The organism is Flavobacterium sp. (genome assembly GCF_044371705.1).
GTDB lineage: Bacteria > Bacteroidota > Bacteroidia > Flavobacteriales > Flavobacteriaceae > Flavobacterium.
Genome location: NZ_JBILTE010000013.1, coordinates 1 through 25,478, shown reverse-complemented (window position 1 = coordinate 25,478; position 25,478 = coordinate 1). Strand labels below are relative to the sequence as shown.

24 protein-coding genes are annotated in these 25,478 nt (G+C 36.7%); 6 read left to right on the top strand and 18 right to left on the bottom strand.

Annotated elements, in window-relative coordinates; genetic code table 11:
• Nucleotides 1-1,466: PAS domain-containing protein (locus ACIQ2S_RS01990; protein ID WP_396172413.1), on the bottom strand; the 1,466-nt coding region annotated here is incomplete at its 3' end.
• A 66-nt stretch (nucleotides 1,467-1,532) separates the two neighbouring features.
• Nucleotides 1,533-2,837 (bottom strand): threonine synthase, encoded by a 1,305-nt coding sequence (gene thrC / locus ACIQ2S_RS01985; protein ID WP_396172411.1) that lies wholly within the window; start codon nucleotides 2,835-2,837, stop codon nucleotides 1,533-1,535.
• A gap of 135 nt (nucleotides 2,838-2,972) precedes the next feature.
• Here thrC and ACIQ2S_RS01980 point away from each other — a divergent pair, with 135 nt between their 5' ends.
• Nucleotides 2,973-3,206: a hypothetical protein gene (locus ACIQ2S_RS01980; RefSeq protein WP_396172409.1), complete on the top strand. Its 234-nt coding sequence runs from the start codon at nucleotides 2,973-2,975 to the stop codon at nucleotides 3,204-3,206.
• A 4-nt stretch (nucleotides 3,207-3,210) separates the two neighbouring features.
• Here the strand turns inward: ACIQ2S_RS01980 and ACIQ2S_RS01975 are convergent, their stop codons facing one another.
• The 3 genes from ACIQ2S_RS01975 to rlmD are packed head-to-tail and all read right to left on the bottom strand — an operon-like array spanning nucleotide 3,211 to nucleotide 5,821.
• Nucleotides 3,211-3,933 carry a DUF6048 family protein gene (locus tag ACIQ2S_RS01975; protein WP_396172408.1) on the bottom strand — a complete coding sequence of 241 codons (723 nt, stop codon included), beginning with the start codon at nucleotides 3,931-3,933 and terminating at the stop codon, nucleotides 3,211-3,213.
• Nucleotides 3,905-4,408 (bottom strand): DUF6452 family protein, encoded by a 504-nt coding sequence (locus ACIQ2S_RS01970; protein ID WP_396172407.1) that lies wholly within the window; start codon nucleotides 4,406-4,408, stop codon nucleotides 3,905-3,907. Before ACIQ2S_RS01970 ends, ACIQ2S_RS01975 begins: the two co-directional genes overlap by 29 nt.
• A complete protein-coding gene (gene rlmD, locus ACIQ2S_RS01965) occupies nucleotides 4,409-5,821 on the bottom strand; it encodes a 23S rRNA (uracil(1939)-C(5))-methyltransferase RlmD (protein ID WP_396172406.1) in 1,413 nt (470 codons plus the stop codon).
• Between the two features lie 308 nt (nucleotides 5,822-6,129).
• Here rlmD and rocD point away from each other — a divergent pair, with 308 nt between their 5' ends.
• On the top strand, nucleotides 6,130-7,410 hold the full coding sequence (rocD, locus tag ACIQ2S_RS01960) for an ornithine--oxo-acid transaminase (protein WP_396172404.1): 1,281 nt from the start codon (nucleotides 6,130-6,132) through the stop codon (nucleotides 7,408-7,410).
• Nucleotides 7,411-7,484: 74 nt separating this feature from the next.
• On the opposite strand, the gene ACIQ2S_RS01955 is transcribed toward rocD, so the two are convergent.
• A complete protein-coding gene (locus ACIQ2S_RS01955) occupies nucleotides 7,485-7,817 on the bottom strand; it encodes a CCC motif membrane protein (RefSeq protein ID WP_396172403.1) in 333 nt (110 codons plus the stop codon).
• Nucleotides 7,818-7,839: 22 nt separating this feature from the next.
• Complete coding sequence (locus tag ACIQ2S_RS01950; RefSeq protein WP_396172402.1) at nucleotides 7,840-8,118, bottom strand: DUF2752 domain-containing protein; 279 nt, start codon at nucleotides 8,116-8,118, stop codon at nucleotides 7,840-7,842.
• Nucleotides 8,119-8,220: 102 nt separating this feature from the next.
• Between ACIQ2S_RS01950 and ACIQ2S_RS01945 the strand changes: the two genes are divergently transcribed.
• Nucleotides 8,221-8,406, top strand: coding sequence for a hypothetical protein (locus ACIQ2S_RS01945; protein WP_396172401.1), 186 nt, complete (start codon nucleotides 8,221-8,223; stop codon nucleotides 8,404-8,406).
• Nucleotides 8,396-8,947 (top strand): Smr/MutS family protein, encoded by a 552-nt coding sequence (locus tag ACIQ2S_RS01940; RefSeq protein ID WP_396172400.1) that lies wholly within the window; start codon nucleotides 8,396-8,398, stop codon nucleotides 8,945-8,947. Before ACIQ2S_RS01945 ends, ACIQ2S_RS01940 begins: the two co-directional genes overlap by 11 nt.
• A 3-nt stretch (nucleotides 8,948-8,950) precedes the next feature.
• On the opposite strand, the gene ACIQ2S_RS01935 is transcribed toward ACIQ2S_RS01940, so the two are convergent.
• Nucleotides 8,951-9,940, bottom strand: coding sequence for a hypothetical protein (locus ACIQ2S_RS01935; protein ID WP_396172399.1), 990 nt, complete (start codon nucleotides 9,938-9,940; stop codon nucleotides 8,951-8,953).
• Nucleotides 9,941-10,062: 122 nt separating this feature from the next.
• Here ACIQ2S_RS01935 and ACIQ2S_RS01930 point away from each other — a divergent pair, with 122 nt between their 5' ends.
• Together ACIQ2S_RS01930 and ACIQ2S_RS01925 are read left to right on the top strand one after the other, a co-directional pair.
• The gene (locus ACIQ2S_RS01930) at nucleotides 10,063-12,162 is read left to right on the top strand and encodes a glycoside hydrolase family 97 protein (protein WP_396172397.1); all 2,100 of its coding nucleotides are present in this window, start codon (nucleotides 10,063-10,065) and stop codon (nucleotides 12,160-12,162) included.
• A gap of 30 nt (nucleotides 12,163-12,192) precedes the next feature.
• Nucleotides 12,193-13,320, top strand: a complete 1,128-nt coding sequence (locus ACIQ2S_RS01925; RefSeq protein ID WP_396172396.1) for a cysteine desulfurase family protein — start codon at nucleotides 12,193-12,195, stop codon at nucleotides 13,318-13,320.
• Between the two features lie 55 nt (nucleotides 13,321-13,375).
• Here ACIQ2S_RS01925 and ACIQ2S_RS01920 read toward each other — a convergent pair whose 3' ends face one another.
• The 10 genes from ACIQ2S_RS01920 to ACIQ2S_RS01875 all read right to left on the bottom strand — a co-directional run.
• A complete protein-coding gene (locus tag ACIQ2S_RS01920) occupies nucleotides 13,376-13,720 on the bottom strand; it encodes a hypothetical protein (protein WP_396172395.1) in 345 nt (114 codons plus the stop codon).
• A gap of 48 nt (nucleotides 13,721-13,768) precedes the next feature.
• The gene (locus ACIQ2S_RS01915) at nucleotides 13,769-13,975 is read right to left on the bottom strand and encodes a class I SAM-dependent methyltransferase (RefSeq protein ID WP_396172414.1); all 207 of its coding nucleotides are present in this window, start codon (nucleotides 13,973-13,975) and stop codon (nucleotides 13,769-13,771) included.
• A 328-nt stretch (nucleotides 13,976-14,303) separates the two neighbouring features.
• A complete protein-coding gene (locus ACIQ2S_RS01910) occupies nucleotides 14,304-14,831 on the bottom strand; it encodes a GNAT family N-acetyltransferase (RefSeq protein ID WP_396172394.1) in 528 nt (175 codons plus the stop codon).
• 100 nt (nucleotides 14,832-14,931) lie between these two features.
• The gene (locus ACIQ2S_RS01905) at nucleotides 14,932-18,069 is read right to left on the bottom strand and encodes a glycosyl hydrolase (protein WP_396172393.1); all 3,138 of its coding nucleotides are present in this window, start codon (nucleotides 18,067-18,069) and stop codon (nucleotides 14,932-14,934) included.
• A 441-nt stretch (nucleotides 18,070-18,510) separates the two neighbouring features.
• Nucleotides 18,511-18,828, bottom strand: a complete 318-nt coding sequence (locus ACIQ2S_RS01900; RefSeq protein WP_396172392.1) for a type II toxin-antitoxin system RelE/ParE family toxin — start codon at nucleotides 18,826-18,828, stop codon at nucleotides 18,511-18,513.
• Entirely contained in the window at nucleotides 18,825-19,067 is a 243-nt protein-coding gene (locus ACIQ2S_RS01895; RefSeq protein ID WP_396172391.1) for a hypothetical protein, read from the bottom strand. Before ACIQ2S_RS01895 ends, ACIQ2S_RS01900 begins: the two co-directional genes overlap by 4 nt.
• A gap of 681 nt (nucleotides 19,068-19,748) precedes the next feature.
• Complete coding sequence (locus tag ACIQ2S_RS01890; protein WP_396172390.1) at nucleotides 19,749-22,124, bottom strand: arylsulfatase; 2,376 nt, start codon at nucleotides 22,122-22,124, stop codon at nucleotides 19,749-19,751.
• A 356-nt stretch (nucleotides 22,125-22,480) separates the two neighbouring features.
• Entirely contained in the window at nucleotides 22,481-23,665 is a 1,185-nt protein-coding gene (locus ACIQ2S_RS01885; protein WP_396172389.1) for a S41 family peptidase, read from the bottom strand.
• Between the two features lie 496 nt (nucleotides 23,666-24,161).
• Entirely contained in the window at nucleotides 24,162-24,644 is a 483-nt protein-coding gene (locus ACIQ2S_RS01880) for a hypothetical protein (protein ID WP_396172388.1), read from the bottom strand.
• Between the two features lie 191 nt (nucleotides 24,645-24,835).
• A partial coding sequence (locus ACIQ2S_RS01875) for a serine aminopeptidase domain-containing protein (RefSeq protein WP_396172387.1) occupies nucleotides 24,836-25,478 on the bottom strand: 643 nt, incomplete at its 5' end.

The following is a 25,478-nucleotide window of genomic DNA, read 5'->3' as shown; positions in this document are numbered from 1 at the left end:
TTTAATTTGCGGTCCTTTGAGCGATATTTTATTGCATTGCTAACAATATTTAGAAGGATGCTTTCTAAATAGGCTTTATTAACCTTTAAAAGCGAACGCTCTTCCATCTCGATAATTAAAATGGGTTTATGTAACTTAATTTGGTTATCAAGTTGAAAAAATACATTTTCAAAGACTTCATTAACAATTATCTCTTCTTTTTGAATAGAGGGATTGTCTTTAATGATTACTACTTTAACCAAATCATTGATGGTTTCGTTGAGCAACTGTGTTGATTTTTTAAACCCGTTAAGGATTTCTTTTAACTCTTCATTTTCAATAGGTATGTCTTCTATCAAATACAATAAACCGGTTAAATTTGAAAGAGGAGCTCTAAAATTATGAGATGTGATATACGAAAATTGTTTTAAATCTTTATTGTTTTGAGTTAGTTCCCGAATGAGCTGTTCTTTTTCTTTTTCTTGGTTTTTATCCTGTGTAGTATCCCTTTGAATCGAAATCCAGTGCGTATGATCGCCATCCTTATTATGAACAGGTATCATTGAAAAATTTGTCCAATATTCTTCGCCTGATTTCTTATAGCTTATGGTTTCAACGATACATTCTTTAACTGTTTGAATTGCCTCTTCTAATTTTTGTAATTCAAGCGGGTTTGATTTTGTACCCATTAACAATAAGGGCGATTGACCAATCACATCTTTTGATTTGTAACCTGTCATTTTTTGAAATGCATCATTCACGAATATGATGTTGGGTAATCTATTTTTTGAAGTATCGGTATCTGTAATTACAACTGCATCTTTTGTTTGTGTAATTACTGTTTCCAACAGTTTTAATCGGTGTTCTTCTTCTTTTTGTTTGGTAATATCCTGTATTGCTCCAATCATTCGAATCGATTTGCCGTTTTCATCTTTTACCAGAAAACCCCTATCATATACATATTTATAGGTGCCGTTTGCACATTGAAAGCGGTATTCATCCTGCCAACGTTCTGTTTTTTGTTCTAAGAATGAATAAAGTTTGACCGACATTTTTAAAGTATCTTCCGGATGTATTCGTTCAAACCACCATTTAGAATCGGTTCCTACGTCTTTTTTAGAATAACCAAAAACCTCCTCGATACCTTTGTTCCAAACAAAGTAATCATCTTGTATTTTCCAATCCCAAATTGTATCACTTGTGGCTTTCGCAACAATGTCGTAGCGTTCATTGGATTCTATAATTTCTTTTGTATTGGATTTAAGTTTTTCGAGAATCCCCGCGTTTTTTCGGTCGTTGTTTATAATAATGAAACGCAAGAGAAACCCCGTTATTAAAATAAACGAAACATCTTTTATAAAATTGAGTGTTATAAAATTTTTAGAAATATCTTCTGAATTGTGAATAGTAATTTTGTGAAAAATTACTACCAAAAAAAGAGAAGTAATGACAAAAATAAAAGTAATTATGGACGGCTTATTTTTCATTACTCAAATATATAGAAATAACCTTTTAAAAAAAATATAATAGTAAACCTTTCAATTAGTGATAGGCTAAGAGTTCTTGGCAATTAGCAAGTACGATTTTAACTGTTCATAGTTGTCAATTGGCAGGCTAACTTTTTTTTGATGCATAACGCGTTCAATTTGTGAAGGCACCTGAAGTAGCACTTTTAAAGTAGATTCAACCGTTTCCTTAAATTTAATAGGATGTGCTGTTTCCAAAAAAACACCAATCGCTTCCGGATGTACATTTAAATATTCTTTTAAACCTAAATATCCTATGGCTCCATGTGGTTCTGCAATGTATTGGAAGGAACTATATAATTCTTTCATCGCCAGAACAGCATCGTTATCGGAATAACTACTGGCAGTGAAATCCTTTTTAAATTCTTCTAAACTGTTAGCATACAACTCCTGAATACGAATAAAATTACTTGGGTTGCCAACATCCATGGCGTTGGAAAGTGTTGCTACAGAAGGTTTGGGTTCATAGCTCCCTGATTTCATAAAACGCGGAACCGTATCATTACCGTTTGTTGCGGCGATAAAGTGATGAATGGGTAAACCCATTTTTTTTGCCACGATACCCGAACAGATGTTTCCGAAATTACCGCTAGGTACTGAAAACACTATTTTTTTTCCATGTTTCTTTATTTGTTTATAAGCAAAAAAGAAATAAAACATTTGTGGCAACCATCTCGCAATGTTTATAGAATTGGCAGAGGTTAGATTTGTGTCTTTTAAATCAACGTCTAAAAATGCCTTCTTCACCATTTCTTGACAATCATCAAAAACACCGTTTACTTCTAAGGCGGAGATATTTTGACCTAAAGTAGTAAGTTGTTTTTCTTGTACATCGCTTACTTTGCCACTTGGATATAAAATAACTACTTCCACACCGGTAACGCCTAAAAATCCGTCAGCAACGGCTCCACCTGTATCTCCAGATGTAGCAACTACTATTGTATTTTTTTGACCCGGCTTATTTTTATTAAAATAGGCCAAACACCGAGCCATGAAACGAGCACCAACATCTTTAAATGCCATTGTTGGTCCGTGATACAGTTCAAGAGAGAAAATATTGCTTGTAATTGCAACTGTTGGAAAATCAAAACAAAGTGTTTCAGCAACTATTTGTTGCAATTCAGCGTCCGGTATTTCATTGTTTACAAAAGGTTGTATAACAGTAAAGGCAATTTCTTCGTTGCTTAAATTTTCAAGATTGTTTAAAAAAGCAGCGTCTAGTGTGGGTATTTCAGTTGGAAAATACAAGCCTTTATCCGGAGCGAGTCCATTGATAACAGCCTCTTGAAATGAAACAGTGGGTGCATTTTGATTCAAACTTCGATACTGCATATTTTTACATGTATTTGCTTACTATTACTGTGGTAAATATAAAAATAAAAGTTAGATAGGGTATGCGTTTTAACAACAATAGAAAACGCTGTGGTTTCTAATATATTTAGTATTTTTGGCACTTAAATAACGACTATGAGTCCTAAGATAAAAGCCCTGGTTTATAATTTTTTTGGTTTTGCACCCATCTATTTCATTGGGTATGTTTTACTGGTACAGTTTACTACACTTACCGGATTTGCGATCCCTGCTATTGCCGCTTTTGCAGCAATCATTTTAGCTCCCAAGTTTCAGATGGTTAAAACGCAGAACGGTGACAAGGTATTTATGAAATGGTTGTTTTTAAAAGGTGTTCGTGAAATGAAATAATTGATTATTTTTCATCAGCCGGTTTTACTTTTTTCTTGTAAATAGGAATAAAATAGGATAAGGTGTAGTTAAATCCAAAACCAAAATTTCCTTCATACGTTTTATTAAACCCAGGAATGTACAAATTGTCAAAACCATTTGGCGGATTGTTGACAAGCAAATAATTAAAACGTATACTAAAACCTGCATAAACGTTATTGATTACTTCGGCTTTGAGTCCCAGAACTACTTCCAACCAATGTGCTGATAAACCATCGTAATTCTCTCCTGAAATAATTGTTGGAGCTTCGCCAAAATAGGGGTAAGGTGTGTAGACTTGATAGGAATTTAATTCTTGGCTAAAGGTGCTGAATCCATAACGCATCCCCACATAAATTAGGTTTTCCATGTCTAACCAGTTTTCATACATGTTGTAGTCGGCTCCTAAGCGAATGTAACTTCCCTTGGTAGTGAAATTTATTTTGTCGTCGTCAACCGTTTTGTCTTCGTTGCCCAATTCTGCTGCTAAATATATTTTTCGGGTCAATCGCATATCACCCACCAATTCAATTCCTCGATAATCTTTATCAAAAAAACCTAAGGTGACTTTGTATAAATCAATTCCGGCACGAATACCGTAACGCTCATTTTTTACAGGAATACTATCCTTAGTCGTTTCTTGAGAAAACGACGAAAAAGTAACCAGTAACAGAAAAATACTAGTAAAATAATTTGATGTGAACGTCATTTTCGGATTCGATTTGGGTATTTACGATTGTTTTGTTTTTGATCCAATTATTTGAATCGGCTTGAATTACTATCCCTTCCTCACCACTACTCAAGTCGTAATAGGTTTTAAAACCGCATGCTCTCGACACATAAATATCACGGGTGGCATAATTAAAAACAACTACATCTGTATTCTTAGTTCCATTGGTAGCTGTCGAATTGATGGTAAATTCAAAAGTAGTTGTATCTTGAAAAGTTTTTAAAGGGAGTTCAATTTTGCTCACGCCGTTAAAAAGCATCGCTTCGGTAATATTCGGATCTTTTACAGATAAATTTGTAACAGGCAGCAAGACCGATGGAAATTCAATGCTATAAAATTCTATAACCACCCGCGGCGTGGTAGTCACGTTCGGGTCGCAAATGTCATCTTTTTCACAATTGGTAAATACAAACGTGAACCCTACAATTAAAACTATTTTTAAAAGTCGTTTCATTTATTTTTTTTCTAAAAGTACAACATTTTCAACGTGATGCGTTTGCGGGAACATATCCACTGGGCGAACACGTGTGACTTTATACAAAGAATCCATCAATGCTAGATCTCTGGCTTGCGTGGCAGAATTACAACTCACATACACCACTTTCTCCGGAGCAATTTGCATGATTTGTTCAACCACAGCCGCATGCATGCCGTCTCGTGGTGGATCGGTGATGATTACATCTGGCTTGCCGTGTTTGGCAATAAAATTGGCGTTAAAAATTTCCTTCATGTCACCAACAAAAAACTCACAATTGTCAATATTATTGCGTTTGGCGTTCTCTTTTGCATCGGCTATTGCTTCCGGAACAGCTTCAACACCAATGACTTTTTTTGCTTTTTTCGAAACAAATTGAGCGATGGTTCCTGTTCCTGTATACAAATCATAAACCAACTCATTTCCGGTTAATCCGGCAAATTCGCGGGTAATTTTATATAATTCGTAGGCTTGGTCTGAATTGGTTTGGTAAAATGACTTGGCATTAATAGAAAACTGTAGTCCTTCCATTGCTTCCAAAATATATTCTCGTCCTTTAAATAACTTGATGTCTTGATCATACAACGTGTCGTTGGCTTTGCCATTGATCACATATAGTAAGGAGGTGATTTGCGGAAAACGTTCGGCGATAAAATTCATAACCAATTCTCTTTTGGCTTTGTCTTCTTTAAAAAACTGAATCAAAACCATCAATTCTCCCGTTGAAGCAGTGCGAATCATTAAGGTTCGCAACAGACCATCATGGTTTCTAGCATTGAAAAACGGAATGTCATTTGCTGTGGCAAAAGCTTTTATTTCGTTGCGAATAGCATTCGATGGATCTTCTTGTAAATGACACTTTGTGATGTCTAATATTTTATCCCACATTTTGGGAATGTGGAAACCTAACGCATTTCGGTTGGCAATAGTATCGTCGTTTTGAATTTCTGATTCGGTTAGCCAACGACTGTCAGAAAACGAAAACTCCATTTTATTGCGGTAGAAAAACTGCTTTTCAGAACCTAAAATGGGTTCAAAATCAGGAAGTTCAATCTTGCCGATGCGTTTTAAGCTGTTATAAACCTCATTGTTTTTATAATGCAATTGTTGCGAATACTTCATGTTTTGCCATTTACAACCGCCACAAACGCCAAAGTGTTCACAAACAGGATTGATTCGATGTTCGGATAGTTGATGAAAATGAATGGCTTTTCCTTCGTAATAGGCTTTGCGTTTTTTGAATGTTTGTACATCTACCACATCACCGGGCACGACATTTTGTATAAAAATTACTTTGCCATCTTCTGCTCTGGCTACCGAAACACCTTTTGCTCCGGCATCTAAAACAGCCACTTCTCGAAAAATTATGTTGTCTGTATTCTTTCTTCCCATGGGGCAAAAATAAGGTATTCGGTAGGAAAAAGCATGTTGCTGTTCATTTTTTTTATGTATAAAATGTTGTTAATTAGCACCTATAATTTTCTGATAGGAATTTGTCATGATTCTTCATTTAGTGGGTATAAATGACCTTTAAGGGGCTGATTTTCTTTTGTTTGACAGGAGTTTGAAATAGTGTCCCGGTTTTAAATTAACTTTTCAAGCCACCATTCTCAAAGAAAATATGCTACTTTTGCAAGTATATTGGATGATTTCTCTCCATAAGTAGGAATTGATAAGTATCTTTTTTTAATTTTAATTGTATGTCAGTTTTAGAAAAAATCAATTCAGAAGAATTAATTGCCCTTGAAAGTCAGTATGGAGCCCATAATTACCACCCGTTACCGGTTGTTTTAAGTCGGGGTGAAGGCGTGTATGTTTGGGATGTTGACGGAAAGAAGTATTACGACTTTCTTTCGGCCTATTCCGCCGTGAATCAAGGTCATTGTCATCCCAAAATCATCAACGCTTTAATAACCCAAGCCCAAACGTTAACTTTGACTTCGCGTGCATTTTTTAACGATAAACTGGGAAAATACGAACAGTTTATCACCGATTTATTCGGTTTTGATAAAGTGTTGCCCATGAATACCGGTGCTGAGGCCGTTGAAACAGCAATCAAAATTTGTAGAAAATGGGCCTATGAAAGCAAAGGAATCGATGAACATGAGGCAGTGATTGTAGTTTGTGAAAATAATTTTCACGGGCGTACAACAACTATTATTTCCTTTTCAAATGATGCGAATGCTCGCAAAAACTTTGGACCGTTTAGCGATGGTTTTGCTGCAATTCCTTATGATGATGTTCAATCGTTGCAATTATTATTGGAAAACAACAAAAATATTGCCGGATTTTTAGTTGAGCCCATTCAAGGTGAGGCAGGTGTCTATGTGCCATCCGAAGGTTTTATAGCAAAAGCCAAGGAACTTTGTAAAAAACACAATGTCTTGTTTATTGCTGATGAGGTTCAAACAGGCATTGCTCGAACAGGCTCGTTATTAGCTGTTTGTGGTGATTGTACCTGCGAAAGTAAATGTGAACAACAAAACACCTATACGCGTCCTGACATTTTGATCTTAGGAAAAGCGGTTTCCGGCGGTGTCTATCCGGTTTCGGCAGTTTTGGCCGACGATTCAATCATGCATGTAATTAAACCCGGGCAGCACGGTTCTACTTTTGGCGGAAATCCGCTGGCTGCTGCTGTTGCAACTGCGGCTTTGGAAGTAATTGCTGACGAACATTTAGCTCAAAACGCCCGACGTTTAGGAAAACTCTTCCGTTTGAAAATGAATGAGTATATTCAAAACAGTACAATTGTGAGTTTAGTAAGAGGAAAGGGACTTTTAAACGCTATTGTTATCAACGACACTGAACAAAGTTCAACTGCTTGGAATATCTGTCTTAAATTGGCTGAAAATGGCTTATTAGCCAAACCTACGCACGGAAACATTATTCGTTTTGCACCACCTTTAATAATGACTGAAGAACAACTGCTAGATTGTGTGTCGATTATAATTTCTACTTTGCAGGAGTTTGAGAAGTAGTATACAAACGGACTAAATATAAAAAGGGAGCAATTATTCGATTGCTCCCTTTTCTGTTCATTCAAATTGGATTATTATACTCCAAATAGTTCATTCATTTTTTCTTGCATCAAAACAGGGTCTTGCATTGCTTCCATTCCAAAAGTAGCATAGAACCAAATGAGTAGCAGTACATAAAGTACACTCAATACAATACCAATATACGCCAGAACTTTGCCGGTTTTAATATTTGAATAGTTGCTGTACAATTCCGGATTTTCCAAGTACGTTTGGGTGTCTTTCTTGGCAAGAACTAGTGCTACAACACCGGTAATAATTCCAAGTACACCATAACAACAACAAGTGATGATTGAGGCAATTCCTAAGATTAGAACTGCAGTTGCATTGGGTAATTTTTGTTTTTCCATAAGGAGGTTTTAAAGTTATTGGTTAATAATAAAGAAGTTTATAAAAGTAAGATACAACCATGATTGTTGCAGTAAGGATTCCCAACGAAACAATCCACAGATGGTAATTTCTGTTTTTTTGAATCAATTGCAATCCAATCACTGCAAAAAAAAGAATCATGGAATAAATAGCAGGATACATATAAAAAGCAGCCTCAAATTCACCTTGCATCAAAAGTACAAACGATCGTTGAATGCCGCATCCAAAGCAATCAATGCCAAACAGTTTTTTTGATAAACAGGGAATCATGTAGTCTTCCATCGAGTGCTTTTTTTCTTCTACAAGTTTACATAATTTTTTTTCAAATCGGAATCTTTCACTTCCTAAATTTTTGTTTATTACCTTTGATAAAAATTAAGAACCATGAAAAAGGTAGTAATTGTCCTTGTGATTTTGGCAGCATTTTTTGCTCTTTATTTGCCAAAAGACAACCCCTATACCTTCTATTTTAAAATTTTTGCCATCGTTATTTTGATGGTAGGAGTGATGCGATTGATGAGTAAAGTTCCTAGTAAAAATCAACCTAAAGATGACGACGATGTTTCATAAGGGAGACCAAGTAACCGTGCTCGACGAAGCAATTGACGGTGTAGTTGTATCGGTTAAAGGCAACGAAGTTTTGATAGAAACTTCTGACGGTTTTGAGATGACATATTTTGTCAACGAATTGATTAAAATACACAATTCCAACGAGTTAAATAGCTTTATTTCAATAAATAAATCATCACTGGCTTTTGAAGGAAAAGAAGAACCTAAAAAGCGTTCTTTTGTCAAAGAAAAGAAGTCTAAGAAGGATGAATTTGTTTTGGAAGTTGATTTGCATATTGAAAAATTGGTGCCCAATAAACGTGGATTGTCCAATTTTGAAATCTTAAATATTCAAATGGAAACAGCCAAAAGACAACTCAATTTTGCTATGCAAAACCGGATGCCAAAAGTGGTTTTTATCCACGGCGTTGGTGAAGGGGTTTTAAAAGCAGAATTGGATTTTTTATTAGGTAGATACGACAACATAACCTTTCAGGATGCCAATTACCAAAAGTACGGTTTAGGAGCTACTGAGGTTTATTTTAAACAGAATACCAAATAGTTTTTATAGTTGGGTATCGATAGTGCCAAGTACATATAGATCACCAAAAGTAAAGTTTACACCGTCGACTGCAAAAGTGACTTTTCTCAAAGAAATTGTGTGGCGATAGGTTGTAGGGTTAAATAGTACTGAGGTAACTTCTATAATACCTGTTTGATTTGCGGTACTGCCATTTAGAGCAATCCATGTTTTTAGTAACGGTGGTACTGTATTAGCCGGTTCGGGAATTACGCAAAAGAACGTTGCCGGCAGCGGTACGTTAGCTGCATATACTTTGTATGCCATCTTGGTGTCAGCTCCATCAATTACTGCTGTTCTTGGTTGCCCGGTAGGCGTTATGTCATTAACAAAAAGATTGACAACAGTATTAAGTGTAATAACTTCTTTTCCGCTATTTTGAAAGATATAGTTTAAATTAGTGCCACATTTTAAAATTGGTGATGATGGACTAATCGTGGGTGGATCAACACTTGTAACATAATCCCCTAAAAACAACTCCTCAAACAATTGCTGGTTGCCATCACCTTTAACAAACAACGCATTGACAAGCTTGATGGTGTGGGTATAACCGGTAATAAAAGATTGGCCCGTGGTCTCGTTCGTTTGTCTGTTAACAGAGGTAATTATTTCGATTACTCCCGATGTGGCAATCCATTCCTCCACCGGAACCGGCGAGGCAGGAGGGATGGTAGAGCAAATGCTAGCAGAAGTAACGGCACCATTGTAAACGCGATAAGTGACTTTGTTAGTTGAGGAAATAGTAACAATTCTGGGGTTATTTGTTGCGGTAACTAAAGGCGGAAAATTGGAAGCAGGAATTTCAAGAAACAACGCTTCTCGATTATTGGTGTAATAAATAAAAAAACTGGCATTTGCACCATTGCAAGAGGTTGCTGGAATCGAGCTAAAGTCGAACGATTGTATTTCAAACTCACCGTCGTCGCAGGAGTTGATGCAGAATGAAAGAATAAGTAGACCTAAGAAACGCTTCATGTTGCATTAAATTTTAAGCAAAAATAAGATTTTTAATGGCTTATAAAAGCATTCTGATTTATTTAAGAGGATATTAACCATAATTACTATCTTTGAAAGTAAAGATTTCTAATTCTACCACTATGAAAATCCGCATTGTACTTGCAGTTGTTTTTATCTCTATTAAAGGTTTAAATCAAGAAATTAAATCTCCTAACAAACAATTGATTATGAATTTTTCAATTGATAGTTATGGAGTTCCTAACTATTCATTAAACTATCAATCTAAGCCGGTTGTTAAGACTAGTTCGTTAGGACTGATTTTGAAAGATATGCCTGATTTGGCTTCCGATTTCCAGATTCATGAGGTCGTTGAAAAAATTGTGCGAGATGATTGGCATCCGGTTTTGGGAGAATACAAAACAATTGAAAATCATTATGTTGAATATTTTGTAGAATTGATTCAGAAACAAACCAAACGAAAATTAAATCTTCGGTTTCGTTTGTACGATATTGGACTTGCTTTTCGATATGAAATCCCTACTCAAGATAAAGTAAATTACTTCATTGTAAAAGAGGAGTTTACACAATTTAATTTATCAGGAAATCACAAAGCTTTTTGGATTCCGGGCGATTATGACAGTCAGGAATATGTGTACAATGAAACCAATCTTTCGGACATAGATGTCATGAGTCTCGACATGAATAACGGCATTGGAATGAAGGGTCCGATGAGCAAAAGTAGAATTCAATCGCCCGTCATGATGAAATCAAACGATGGTTTGTACATCAACATTTTTGAAGCGGCAGTGTTGAATTACCCCATCATGCATTTGGATGTAAATACGCAGACCTTTGCCATGCAGTCCCATTTAGTTGCTAATGCGATTGGAGACAAGGCCTATTTGCAAGCACACGCACACACGCCTTGGCGAACCATCATGGTAAGTGACGATGCACGGAAGATTCTGAGTTCACAATTGATTTTGAATTTGAACGAACCCAATAAAATAGAGGACACTTCATGGATCAAGCCGATGAAATATGTGGGTATTTGGTGGGAAATGCATGTAGGCAAAGCTACTTGGGATTATGCCGGTTCGCAAAATGCTCAAATGGCTCAAGATGCTGCTTTGACTCCAACCGGCAAACACGGGGCAACCACCGAAAACACCAAACGTTACATCGATTTTGCGGCGAAACACGGATTTGACGGTGTTTTAGTAGAAGGATGGAATGTAGGCTGGGAAGATTGGTTTGGCAATTGGAAAGAAGAAGTGTTTGATTTTGTAACTCCTTATCCTGATTTTAATGTAGAAGAAATTAGAGACTATGCAAAGTCAAAAGGCGTACAAATGATTATGCACCACGAAACCTCAGGCTCTGTAGCAAATTATGAACGTCGTTTGGACCGTGCCTTCGCTTTTATGAAGAAAAACGATTACAACGCCGTTAAAAGCGGTTATGTGGGCAAAATTATTCCAAGAGGGGAGTGGCACGACGGGCAAACGATGGTGAATCACTTCAATTATGTTGTTAAACGTGCGGCCGAATACCAAATTATGGTGAACTCACATGAGTCGTCACGACCTACGGGCGTTCACAGAACTTATCCCAATTACATTGCGGCAGAAGCGGCACGAGGGAATGAGTTTAACGCATGGAGTAACGGCAATCCGCCTTCGCATGAAACCATTTTACCCTTTACGCGTTTCTTAGGAGGTCCGATGGATTATACACCGGGTATTTTTGAAATCAAGATGAGTCATTATGACGCATCGAAGAAAGAACAAGTGCACACTACTTTGGCGAAACAATTGGCCTTGTATGTAACGATTTACAGTCCGCTTCAAATGGCAGCAGATTTACCTGAGAATTATGAAAAGTATCCCGACGCCTTTCAATTTATCAAAGATGTGGAAGTAGATTGGGACTATACCAAAATTTTGGAAGCCGAACCCGGGAATTACATTACCATTGCCAGAAAAACTAAAGGAAAAGAAACATGGTTTTTAGGTGCGATTACCGATGAAAATTCCAGAAAAACAGAATTGAAACTTGATTTCTTGACACCCGGAAAGAAATACAAAGCCATAATTTACGAAGATGCCAAAGACGCTCATTGGGAGAAAAATCCAAAAGCGTATAAAATCAGAACGATACAAGTAACCGCTAAATCGAAAGTTAAATTGAATTTAGCACCCGGCGGAGGAACGGCGATTAGCTTTTCTCCAATCAATTAATTTCTGCTATAGACTTTTTGAACATAAAGCATGAGTAAAATATATTTAGATAATGCCGCAACTACGGCAATTTACCCGGAAGTAATTGCAGAAATGAGCAAAGTACTTGCGGAAGAATTCGGGAATCCTTCCTCCACTCACAGTTTCGGACGAGGTGCGAAAGTAGTAGTTGAAACGGCTCGAAAAAGTATTGCCCAACAGCTGAACTGCTCGGCCCAGGAGATAATTTTTACCTCCGGAGGAACGGAAGCCAATAACTGGATTTTGCAAAATGCAGTTAAAAATTTAGGGATTGTTCGCATTATTTCCACCAAAATTGAGCACCATGCCGTTTTGTATCCTGTTTTTGCACTTCAAAAAGAAGCGGGAATCGAAGTCTGCTTTCTTTCCATTCAACCCGATGGCACCATTGATTATTCTGAATTAGAGACACTTTTGGCGGATGAAAAATCCACGATGGTGAGTTTAATGCATGTGAACAATGAAATAGGAGTAGTGTTGGATTTGAATCGAGTAGGAGTATTGTGCAAAAAGTACAAAGCTTATTTTCATTCCGACACAGTGCAAAGTATTGGTAAAATCGAATTTAATTTAGAAGAGACACCCATCGATTTTTTAGTAGCCAGTGCTCATAAGTTTCACGGTCCTAAAGGTGTTGGTTTTGCATTTATAAGAAAAAATACCCGTTTGGGAGCGTCCATCTTGGGGGGTGAACAAGAAAAGGGATTGCGAGCAGGAACAGAAGCGGTGCATCAAATTGCAGGCATGGCTAAAGCCCTGGAAATCAGCTGTACCAGTATAGCAACCAATCAACAAAAGCTTGCGGATTTGAAAATATATGCCTGGCAAAACCTCCAAAAAGCCTTTCCGGGAATAAAAAGTAATGGTGCGGTAGCGTCTACTTTTTATTCCGTACTAAATGTGCAATTACCACTTTCAGAAGACCAATCAATCATGATACTTTTTACACTTGATTTACAAGGAATTGCGGTTTCACGGGGAAGTGCTTGTCAGTCCGGAAGTGCGAAACCATCGCATGTATTGGCAGAAATGTTGCCGGAAGAAGATTTGAAACACCCGAGTATTCGTATTTCTTTTAGTCATTCCAATACCAAAGAAGAAATAGATGTTTTGATAGCGGCGTTGCAAAGTTTGTAGCAGATTTTGTCGTAAAAGCAACTATCAATTAGCTGTAATGAACGTACAGTTGCTTTCACCTTTTGATGACTTTACAAACAAACACTTGCTTTTCGAAATGATCCGTAAATTCCTCTTCGTCAAAACTCCCAAATTTATGTAGAATAGTAAAATTATTCCACCGTAAATAGGCATCTAATTCCTGAGGAAAATACAATTGCATATCCAAATTTTGAATAGAGTCAAAGGTACCATCAATAAAATAATGCCACTCGATTCTATTAATCTGCGTATTATTTTCATACCGCATTTTTTGTTTGATTAAAACCTTTCTCCCGTTTTTGGTGGTATATTCAGCAATTTGTTGAAGTACGTTTTTCGTTTGCAACGATGCACTGAATATTGGGGTTGAAACTATCAAACAAAAACAATCCGTCTTTTTTCGAGTGTTTTTTACAGCGATAAATGCCTAATGCAAATCGTTGTTTTGATACAAATGATCAATGGAATTAAAAGGAATAAAAATCAAATCGTACTTTTCGAGTAAGTCCAAAGTTCTGAGGTCGGATTCAATAAACGCGATGGACAATCTTACTTCGGAAGCTTTTACTTTTGCTTGCTCAAGCATGGTAGGAGTGAAGTCCACCCCCGTAATTGCGTAACCCGCTTTTACAATGGGAATCGTGGGGCGACCGGTGCCGAAACAAAGCTCAAGTATTTGTGCACTATTATTTTTTTAAGCCACTTTTTTAAAATTGCAAATCAGTTAGAAAGGTATTTAAACCATCATAAATTGCTGCGTCATAAATTAAATCGCCCACTCGGTAAGGTTCTTTTTTTGTTTTCCATAATTTTGTTCAATCAACAGTTTGGTTCATAACTGTTTTATTAATCGCTATTATTTTTGAGTTTTTGCAAGAACGGGTTTTCCTATACAAAGCTATTTTTAATTCTTAAACTAGGACTTTTGCCAAAAATAAAGTTTATTGTGTCAAAGGTTCTTTTTAAAACCATTCCTGTTTATTCAAACGATACACATAATTCAGTTTAGGTTGTTCACCAAAATAGGTAACCACTTGTTCGGCAATTTTAGTGGTTCCTAGTTTTATGATTGCCAGTTGCGATCGCCTATTTTCTGCCCCAATATGAAAATAAACAACCGAAACGAATTGAAAAATATAATCTAACATTATTTTCTTTACCTCTAAGTTCGTCCCTGTTCCCCAATATTTTTTGGCATAAAAAGTATAGCCTATCAGCATGCTTTGGTCTTGTTCATTGTAATCGTAAAACCGGGTGCTGCCGATGACTTTATTGGTGGTTTTGTCAATAATTTTATACGCTCCTTTGCTTTTCAAAGCACCTTCGAAAAAAGTTTTAAACACATCTCTTTTCCAACGGTCTTTGTTTGGGTGCTGTTCCCAAATTAGAGGGTCGGCTGCTGCTTCGTATAAGTCCTCAAAATCCTCTTCAACAAGAGGAACAAGCCGGACTTTGGTGTTTTCTATGATCAATTGAATGTTGCAATTCATTGGTGTTCTTGGCTTTATTTATAAAGTGTAAATCGATACGCTGATTAACAAAATAATCTATAAACTTTTTTTAGGACAAAACAGTTGTCTATATCATCCCTCATTTCACAAACAATACTCCAATCCCTGCAGTACCCAACATCTTATTGAAGGCAGGAATTGCAACTTCTAGCAGACGAGTGCCTTCGGCTTTGAGTGGTTCCCATTCTTTGGTGAGTTCTGCATAGCGATCTCGGGAGCCTTTATTAACTTTTGGAATGGAGCTATCTGTTTGATTGATGAGGAACATGTAATTCGCAGTGAATTTGTTCGGGAAGTTTTCCACGTCATCGTAGGCCGTTGACTTACGCTGAACCATGTTTTCATCCCAAGCTTTCAGTTCAGTCATCAGATTTTTGCCGGAGGCAAGTAGGTTAGTGTAAGTTGGATTTCCTTCCATTTTGTTCAGTAAAGCTTCTAGTTGCGTTTGATAGTCCATCGCTTTATTAACCATTGTGTGCATGAGGGTCAGCTCTGATTCCATTTGATTCATAAAGGCATGATATTCTTTGAAATTGGTAGGATTGTTCTCATGATTTGGATTGTCTTTGACGATCGCTTTAATCTGAGAATCTCCAAGTTTTGATTTCAAGGTTAAGGTGTACGTTCCCGGAATGATTTTGTGTCCGGCATAGCTCGACTCAATGTAAGCAGTTGGAATGCCCGGCATTGTTGTATAGCGAAGGTCGTACACGAATCGGTTGACCCCTTTTTTCACAGTAAGAACAGGCTCGGCACTAGGTCCGCCCGGATACGATTTGAAATCAGGATTATTCTTGCTGCTGATCATTCTGACTAATGCACCTGTCTCGTCCTTGATTTCAAGGCTAATTTCGGTTGAGTCGGTTACAGTTTCAGGTAGGTGATAATAAATAACCATTCCGCTTGCGGGATTGACACCTTCAAAAGGATCTGTTCCGTTAAAATCTGAGCTGTTTCCATTGAGTTGGCTGTACCAGTTTCCTAAAATGGTTTCTTCGGGCGTATAGATGGTTGGTTTTTCTACGGAGGTTTTCACTTCTCTCACGGTATTCAAATCATCCAAAATCCAGTAAGATCTTCCGGAGGTGGCTATGATGAGGTCACCATGTGCAATCTTCAAATCGGTAATAGGCGTAACAGGCATGTTAAGTTGGAACGGCTCCCAGCTCGTGCCGCCGTTTCGTGAAAGATATATTCCCGTTTCTGTTCCTGCATAAAGCAATCCTTTCAACTTGTCGTCTTCTCTCACCACTCGAGTAAAAGCTCCGTAAGGAATCCCCTTGCTGATATTGGTCCAAGTTTTTCCATAATTGGTTGTTTTGTAAATTGCAGGTGTATAGTCGTTGAACTTGTATCTGGTTGTTGCGATATAAGCTGTAGCAGGATCATGCGGAGAAACCTCAATCGCATTAACCAGACTTTCGGCCATTCCTTTTGGAGTCACATTTGTCCAGTTGTTGCCACCATCACGTGTCAGGTATACTAGTCCATCATCACTTCCGGTCCAAATTGTGCCTTTCTCATGCGGCGATTCGATAATATAGGCAAGTGTGCCGTAATTTTCTGCACCTACCGCTTCATTGGTATAAGGCACGCCGCCTTTTCCCTGCTTGTCTTTTTCATTTCGGGTAAGATCGGGAGAAACTTCCTCCCAGCTTTGGCCCATGTCTCTCGTTCTGAGTAGGTATTGAGATCCGTGGTAGAAAGTAGATGGCTCATGCTTTGAACAAATAATCGGTGCATTCCAGTTGAAACGGTATTTCATATCCTTCGAATCCCGTCCCAAATACTGAATGGGTGCAATCATAACATTGGTCGAGCCTTGCGATTTCATATCAAGCACATCGATTGTCCCTAAATAGCTGCCGCCCATAACATATCGAGGATCATCCGGATTGAACGCCAGGAATGCAGATTCTCCACCAGCAGAATAATTCCAATGCTCGCGACCAATGCCACCACGGCCCAATGCAAGGCTGCTAATTACTACAGAAGTATTGTCTTGCTGACCGCCGTAGATTCTGTAAGGAAATAGATTGTCGGTATTGATCCGGTACATTTGTGAGGTAGGCATATTGGCTTGTGTGGACCAGGTTTTTCCCCCATTAAAAGAGATTGATCCGCCGCCGTCGTCGGCTAGGATCATGTTATTCGTGTTTTTTGGATTGATCCAGAGATCGTGGTAATCGCCGTGGGGACCACTAATGTTTTCAAAGCTTTTTCCGCCGTCAATGGAAACTAACATTGGTGCACTTTGAACGTAAACTTTATTTTCATTTTGCGGATCGGCAAATACTTCAATGTAATACCAAGCCCGCTGCGTGAGTCGGTTGTCTTTGTTTATTAGGTTCCAGCTTTCGCCAGCGTTATCAGACACAAATAGTCCGCCAAGGTCTTTTTCAGTATCGCTTTCAATCAGGGCATAAACTTTGCTAGAATTGGCTCTGGAAACAGAAATGGCCATTTTTCCTTTCTCTTTGGGCAATCCGTTGTGAATTTGTTTCCATGTTTTTCCGGCGTCGGTAGACTTGTATAGTCCACTTCCGGGTCCGCCACTGATTACTTGCCAAGGCAAACGTTGGTGTTCCCACATGGCAGCGTAAAGGATTTCCGGATAATTCATGTCCATGGAGAGTTCCACCGCTCCGGTTTTTGCATCTACAAAAAGAATTTTTTCCCAGGTTTCTCCACCGTTGGTTGACTTATAAATTCCCCGCTCTTCATTCGGAGCATGCAAAGCACCTTGTGCAGCCACATAAACGAGGTCAGGATTCGTCGGATGAATCTGGATTCTAGAGATGTGTTGGGTTTTTTCCAGTCCAAGCTTTTTCCAAGTTTTGCCGGCATCCGTTGATTTAAAAACTCCATCACCATAAGAGGTCATTACACCTCTGGGTGCATGCTCACCCATTCCAACATAGACGACATTTGTGTTGCTTTCGGAAACTGCTACAGCACCAACGGAACCTGTAGTAAAAAATCCGTCTGAGATATTTTTCCATTGTTGTCCCGCATCGGAGGTTTTCCAAACGCCGCCACCAGTAGTGCCAAAATAATAGGTTAACGGATCGCCGATAACACCTGAAGCTGTCACCGATCTTCCTCCTCGAAAGGGTCCTATGTTTCGATATTTTAGCGGTAGGGTAGTATTAGGAGCTATTTGTGCAAAAGAACTAAGGTTTCCTGCGAGAAGAAGGATAATTATTAGATGCTTCATAATGGTTGAAGGTTTTGTGGAAATTAGTGGAATTCAGAATGTCTCTTCGTTTTAATAAATTTCGTTTGTTTTAGATGTAATTGAGCAAATGTGTTGGTTTAAATATTGGCAGTAATGTTCGCAATTACCTATTTAAAGCGGCATGTAACGGCAGACTATAAAAAAACCCACAATCTAATAGCAAATATACCTAAAAACTTGTAAGAAAAACACAAAAGAACTCTATATAAGCATGCAATACCTTCAAGGAATCTCTCTTTACCAGCTGCAGGTACCCAGTCTAGGGAATACTATTTCGGCTGACAATCTTGTTCGTTTATTGATGCTTTTGTAGGATGTAACGATTTAGAGAAAAAGGGATTTATTTCTAGCGATTGGTGGGGTGGGAGACTCCCCTGTCAGTTTCTGGCAGGGCAGTCTACTCGATTGGTAGCTGGCAATTTATTTATTACGCTTTATTTTGATTGGATTTTGACGAGTATCAAAAACGTCAGCAATTTTTATGAGTTGCTCTTCTATATCGACTGAGTAGATGATTTTGTAATTGCCACAAACTATATATCTGTAATTATCATTTCTATCAATCAATAATTCTTCATATTGAAACATTTCTGAATTTTCTATAAGTCTATTGGGTTCTGCTAAAATGTTTTGAAGTATTTTTTCAGCGACTTTTCTACTTGCATTTTCAATATAATATTCGAAAATTTTGTCAAGTTCACTTTCAGCAAAATTAGACCAAACTATATTATAACTCATGAATTGTATTTCCTTAAAAGCTCGGAAGTACTTTTATATCGACCGTTTTTAAAATCATTTTCTGATTTATCAATTCTTTCGTTGAATTCTTTTATTGACATAGGTTTAAAACTTGGCTCTTGTTCTAATTCACTAGTAGATTTCATTTTCAATAAATTTTCAAATTGAGAAATAACTTCTTCACTTTGTAGTTTAAGGAAAGCTTGCACAAATTCTATTTTTCTACTTTGTATATCCATGACATAAATATTTTTATCAAAATTACGAATTATATCAAATAAGACGTTTCATTTTACGCTTTTTTTGCTTGCCACCAACGTCAGTTCGTCTAAAAACCTCCATCCGAACTAATTTTTATTATTTATGGAAGTAAATATATTGGTTTTAACTTATTTTTAATACCTTTTTTAAAAAAGGCAACTGTTTTTCTTCAAAGAACAAAGTTCATTTATAGTCTTAAAAACATCTTTTAAAGAACAAAAAAGTGAAGCCAGTACATTGAGGTACTTTTTGCGGTTAAGAAAAAGTCATGCAGCTATTCTTAGCGAATGAACCAACAGACGTTAGGGAAGCGAGAGTTGTTGGGGTAGTATTTTTGTTGAAGTCATAGAATACGGTGAGTAGGTGGTAGTAGCTTGTTAAATAGTTTTGTTTTTAGTTGGGGTATTACAACTAATGGCAGTTGTAATGATAAGCACAAATAAGCTGAAGTTTTTCACTATTTTCATTCTTTTTAATTCAATACTTAAGATAGCTAAGTTGTTTTGTAAAATCGGCACTAACGTGTCACCTATAAATTGTTTAGTACAGATGTTATTTAATTAAATTATCAATTTTAAACATTGATAAATAACGTTTGAACTAATTTATAAAACAAAAAAAGGCGTAATAACGCCCTTTTTATAGTATGAATTAAATTATCACTTTTTAACTGGTTTGGTTTCTACAGTTACTGATTTAATTTTACCTGTAAATTTTTCATTTTTCTTATAATCAGGATTCACCGGTGTGTTTTCATCCGTGCCTACATCTGCAGATTCATCGATACCAAAAGTATTAGAGTTTGTTTTGGCAATTTTTCCCTCTCCAATTTTGGTTCCATCCATTGAAATAGTTGCTATTCCGCCCGCTCCTCTACCACCACCATCATATGCAAAATCCATTTTGATTACATGTTTGCCTGCGGGAACTTTTTGCGAGGCAGTTACAGAAAACATTTCAAGTCCTACCCAATTGTAAAAATAGGTTGGGACTCCATCTTTCATGTAAAAAGACCAACCGCCAAAATCACCACCTTGGCAAATGATGACTCCATTAGCATTGGCTGGAACCTCTACATCTGCTGTAATTGAAAGTGAAGTGTTTTTCACATTGATAAATGCATTTTCAGGGATTCCTTTCGCACCCTCGTATAAGGTAAGTTTCGTTTTTCCGTTCATCAAATCTGGCCGGCCGGCAATTACTGGGTCAAATCGTTCTATACTTCGGTCGTCAATTGGCAATACATTGTATTTAACAGCCTCTTCCATAAATTGCTTTTTCAATTCTTCTAATTTTGCTGGATTTTTTGCAGCTAAATTTTTAGATAAACTATAATCTTCGTTTACATTATATAGTTCCCATATATCTTCAGCAAGTGGTCGTCTTGGCGATGCTTCCCAAGGTGCTTTGTGAATGGTTCCTGCAAACCAGCCTTCATGATAAATAGCACGGTTTCCAATCATTTCAAAATACTGAGTTTTGCGAGTATCTGTCGCTTTAGAGTTTTCAAAAGAATAATTCATGCTTACTCCTTCAATTGGTTTCTGCTCAATGCCATTTACCATACGAGGAGAAGGTATTCCAACTGCAGCATATATTGTAGGAGCTACATCTACCACATGGTGGAATTGCGAACGCACCTCATTTTTTGATTTGATGCCTGCTGGCCAGTGTAGCACCAAGCCATTTCTAGTTCCTCCAAAATTGGAAGCAACTTGTTTGGTCCAAGTAAAAGGAGTATTTCCTGCTACTGCCCATCCTGCTGCAAAGTGATTGTATGCCTTTTCAGACCCTAATTCATCAATCACTTTTAATTGCATTTCTAAGGTTTCTTGTACTCCATTGAAATAAGTGTTTTCATTATACATACCAATCATTCCTCCTTCAGCACTGGAACCATTATCTCCTACCAAATAGAAAAAGATAGTGTTTTCCAATTCTCCGCGTTCTTCCAAAGCTGCAACTAAGCGACCAACTTGTTCATCAGTATGTTCTGCAAATCCGGCAAATACCTCCATCTGTTTTTCAAAAAGTCGCTTTTCATCAGCAGTAAGTTTGTTCCAGTCTTTTATAACTTCTGGTTTTGGAGCTAGAACAGTATTTTTAGGAACAACACCCAATGCTTTTTGTCTAGCCAAGGTTTCCTCTCGCAGCTTATCCCATCCTTGTGAAAACTTTCCTTTATATTTGTCAACATATTCTTTTGGAGCATGATGTGGAGCATGGGTTGCACCAGTAGCAAAATACATATAAAAAGGTTTTTCAGGAGTTAACGATTGTTGGGTATTCATCCATGCAATTGCCTGGTCGGTCATATCGTTTGTAAAATGATAATTTGGATCTTCTACGTTAGGATAAACACGAGTTGTTCCGTCATAAACCATAGGATGATATTGGTTTGTTTCACCACCAATAAAACCATAAAACTTATCAAACCCAGAACCTGTAGGCCAACGGTCATAGGGACCTGAAACGGAACCTTCCCAAGGTGGTGTTTCGTGATATTTACCAAAAGCGGCAGTGCTGTATCCATTCAAACGCAATACTTCAGCAATTGGAGTAATGGTTTGTGGTCTTACACCTGTGTTTCCCGGAAATGCAGTTGCTACTTCCATAATTGCTCCAGCGTTATTAGAATGGTGGTTATAACCGGTAAGTATAGCTGTGCGTGTAGGTGAACACAATGCTGTAGTATGGAATCGATTGTACTTTAATCCATTTGCTGATAACTTCTCTAAAGTGGGCATATTGATAGGTCCACCAAACGCACTAGAATGGCCATAACCTATATCATCTAATAAAACGATTACTACATTGGGTGCTTTTTCTGGTGCTTTTACCTGAAATCGGGCAGGAGCTTTTGCTTTTCGAGCATCTAACTCTGTAATTGCTTGATAAACTGGCTCTTTGATTGGAAGCACTGAGCGATCCAAATTATCAGAACTTCCCTTAGTTTGGTTATTCTGATTGGTTTGAGAATAACCCACAATGTTTAAGAGAACAAATGCAAAAAAATAAATACTTGTTTTTTTCATTGTATGAGTGTTTAAGATTTCTAAATAATTCTTTTTTAACAATAAAGTATGATAAATACCATAATTAACAAATATACATAAAAGTTTTTTTATATCTGTATATAGTTGTTTTGCTAGTTGAAATGTGGCTTAATGTCAGTTCTTCTAAAAACCCTCCATCCGAACTGATTTTAATAAATTATGAAGTAAAGATACCAATCCTTAACAGATCTCTACGTTCAACACAACCCATCTCTTTGCTAAATGCCGTATACAGCCTGTCCCGATTTTTATCGGGAAGACTCGCACTTACGGTGGTGTGAGAGACTAGCCCTGTCAGTTTCTGGCAGTGCAGTCTACTCGATTCGTGGCAGTTTTTATTTAATTTCGTTCATCTTTTTTATTGTTTCGTCAATGTTGTTCGTCAAAATAGTTGGTTTGTAATTTTCTCTTGGTGTACCATTTATATGATAAAGTCGTTCCGTTGGAATTTGAAAACCAATTTTAGTTTCTGACATGATAAATCCATTGATTGCTCCTAACAAACCTGCCATTTCAGTTCCTATAATTTTTGCTCTTTTCATACCGTCAAAACCAATAGTAATTCCTTCTCCCATACTTCCTGTCCAATGTCCAACTAATATAAAAACATTTCCTTTAAATTGTATTTTTCTTGGTGTAACATATTCAACCCATTTTCTTTTTGTATCAAATTCTTTTTCGTCAAATTCGTGTTGTTGGTAAGGCAATGTTTTATTTATAAATCGTCCCATAATGCACCTTGCAACTGTTGAATTTCCGCCACTTGGTGTTTGTGTTAAGTCAATTACTAAATTTTTGTATTGTAAAATGCTGTCAATGGCTTTGTCAAATTCTTCAATGGTATTATTGTTACCCAATGCGTCATTTATTTTAATGTAGGCTGTTGTATTATTTAGAATTTTTGCTTCAACCAAATTTTTATTTTCGGTTAATTTCAAACTATCTAGGTTGAAATTAATTTGATTTCCATTTCTCCTTATTGTAATTTGTCGCTTTATGTTATGTGTCCCTGCAAATAGCATATTGATTGCATACGTATACATTTTGTCTGTATGTTGAGTTGTATATTTTGGCAAAAACTGTGCAACCTGTTCTGCAACTGGTTTGCCATTAAAAAGCAAAATTTCATCTCCAATTTTCAAACCTGATTTTTCTGCTCTAAATTCTTTTTTCAAATCTGTTATGATAAATTTCTCATTCTGTTTTTGCACAAACATATCTTGTCCACTTGGAATTATCCTGTTTGATGAATTCAAGTTCGTGTTTAATGAAATATGTCCATTATGAAACTCGTTTATTATATTCTCTAAAAAACGAATAAAATCATTATCGTTTGTTATTTCGATTACTTGCGGCTGATAAATTTCTTTTACTTTCTGCCAATTTATTTGTTGCTGGTCAAAATAAGCATAGTTATTATTTATATCGTTCCAAAATTCATTAAAATCCTTTTCATATTTTGTCTGTCCAAAAGTTAAGTTGGAAATAAGTATTGTCAAAATGGATATAAAAATTTTCATTCTATTTTGTCTGTTGAAGTCTTGACTGTCGGTTCGCCAAAATAACCGCTAACGTCAGTTCGTCTAAAAACCTACATCCGAACTGATTTTAATCAATTATTAAGTAAATATATTGGTTTTGCGGGACAATAAAAACCTATTTATTACTTTTTTAGGGGCAACAATTACTTTGAAACGCTTGAAATGCCTTCCACAAAAAAAGAATTTAATCTAAATTTTCCGGGCATTCTATTTGTCCTTTAAAAAACAATAAAAAAGCCAAATAAAACAAAAGGGATACGAATCCTTAACGGAAATCTACATTCAACTCAACCCATCTCTTTTCGAACCGCCGAGTTTAGCCTGTCCCGATTTTTATCGGGATGACCCGCATGCTCGGTGGTGTGAGAGGCTCTCCCTGTCAGTTTCTGACAGGGCAGTCTACTCGATTAGCGGCTGGTTTACTTCTTCAATGTAATTGTCTGTCTATTATGCTTATCACCAAATTCGTTATTTATTACTGTAATTCTGCTTTTCGTGTTTTACGTCCGATTAGATATGTCACACCATAAATAATTAACAAATAAGGTGAATAAAATACAAATGTCAGTATTGCTTTTAATGGCCATCCTATTCCCATAATGCTTGTCTCAAGGCTTTTGACTTTGTCCATATTCTCTAGTAAAACTTTACCATAAAATTCAGTTTCGTTCATTCCATCAATGTCATATCCATAATGTTTAAGCAAAAGCAAGTCAGAAGTGTAAGCCCACCAAGCAAAAACAATTGTTATCAATGCTGTCAGAAACACCCCAATTGTCATGTATGAAACGAACTTAAATTTAATGTTTGTCCTATTAATGAAACGAAGTAAAATAATTGGACTTATTAACAGTCCAACGAATAATGTCAATGTTATTACCGTTACTAAAAATTCCATATTTCGGTTTCTGTGTTCATTATTTTTTCCTTTGTCAGTTCTGTTTATGATTGTCGTCACAAACTTGCCGCCAACATCAGTTCTTCTAAAAACCCTCCATCCGAACTGATTTTAATTAATTATGAAGTAAATATATTGGTTTTGCGGGACAATAAAAACCTATTTATTACTTTTTTTAGGAACAACTATTACTTTGAAACGCTTGAAATGCCTTCCACAAAAAAAGAATTTAATCTAAATTTTCCGGGCATTTATTTTTCAATTTCATTCATTACTAGTTTCCATAAAGTATTCTCAAACTTTTCTCGAAAAACTCCAAAGTGTCCGATAGTGTTTGTGTTGTATTCTGTCGGTCTTAAATGCAGTTTTTTAATCTCTGCGTTTTCATACTTTTCAGTTAAAAAATCAACCGCATCTTTTGGTGCGTAAAAGTCGTTTTCTATGCTAATTGCAATCGCTTTTACTGAAATATTTTTAAAAAACAAATCTTGTTTTGAAACTTCGTCAAAAAGATAATTGGGTTTTCGACACCAACCACTCCATTGCTTTGCAACGTTCTTTGGTAGATTTTCCATTCCGCTAATTCTTTTTGACGGCATATAGCCAAACACATTGATAAGTGTTGGAAAAAGAATGTGCCAATTTGCCCACATTTTTAATCTATCAAATCCTTTCCACATCTTCCAATAACCACTTTGTGCAGAGACCAAAATTATTTTTTGAACTTCTGATGATGATTTTGCCAAACCAATAATTTGTCCGCCAACACTATGTCCTAACAAAGTAATTTTTGCGTTCGGATAGTTTTCTTTTGTGAATTTGATAACAGCTTCCAAATCGTTTTTTCCCCAATCAGAAGCACTACTTTTTATTTGTTTTATTGGTTTTTTGAGA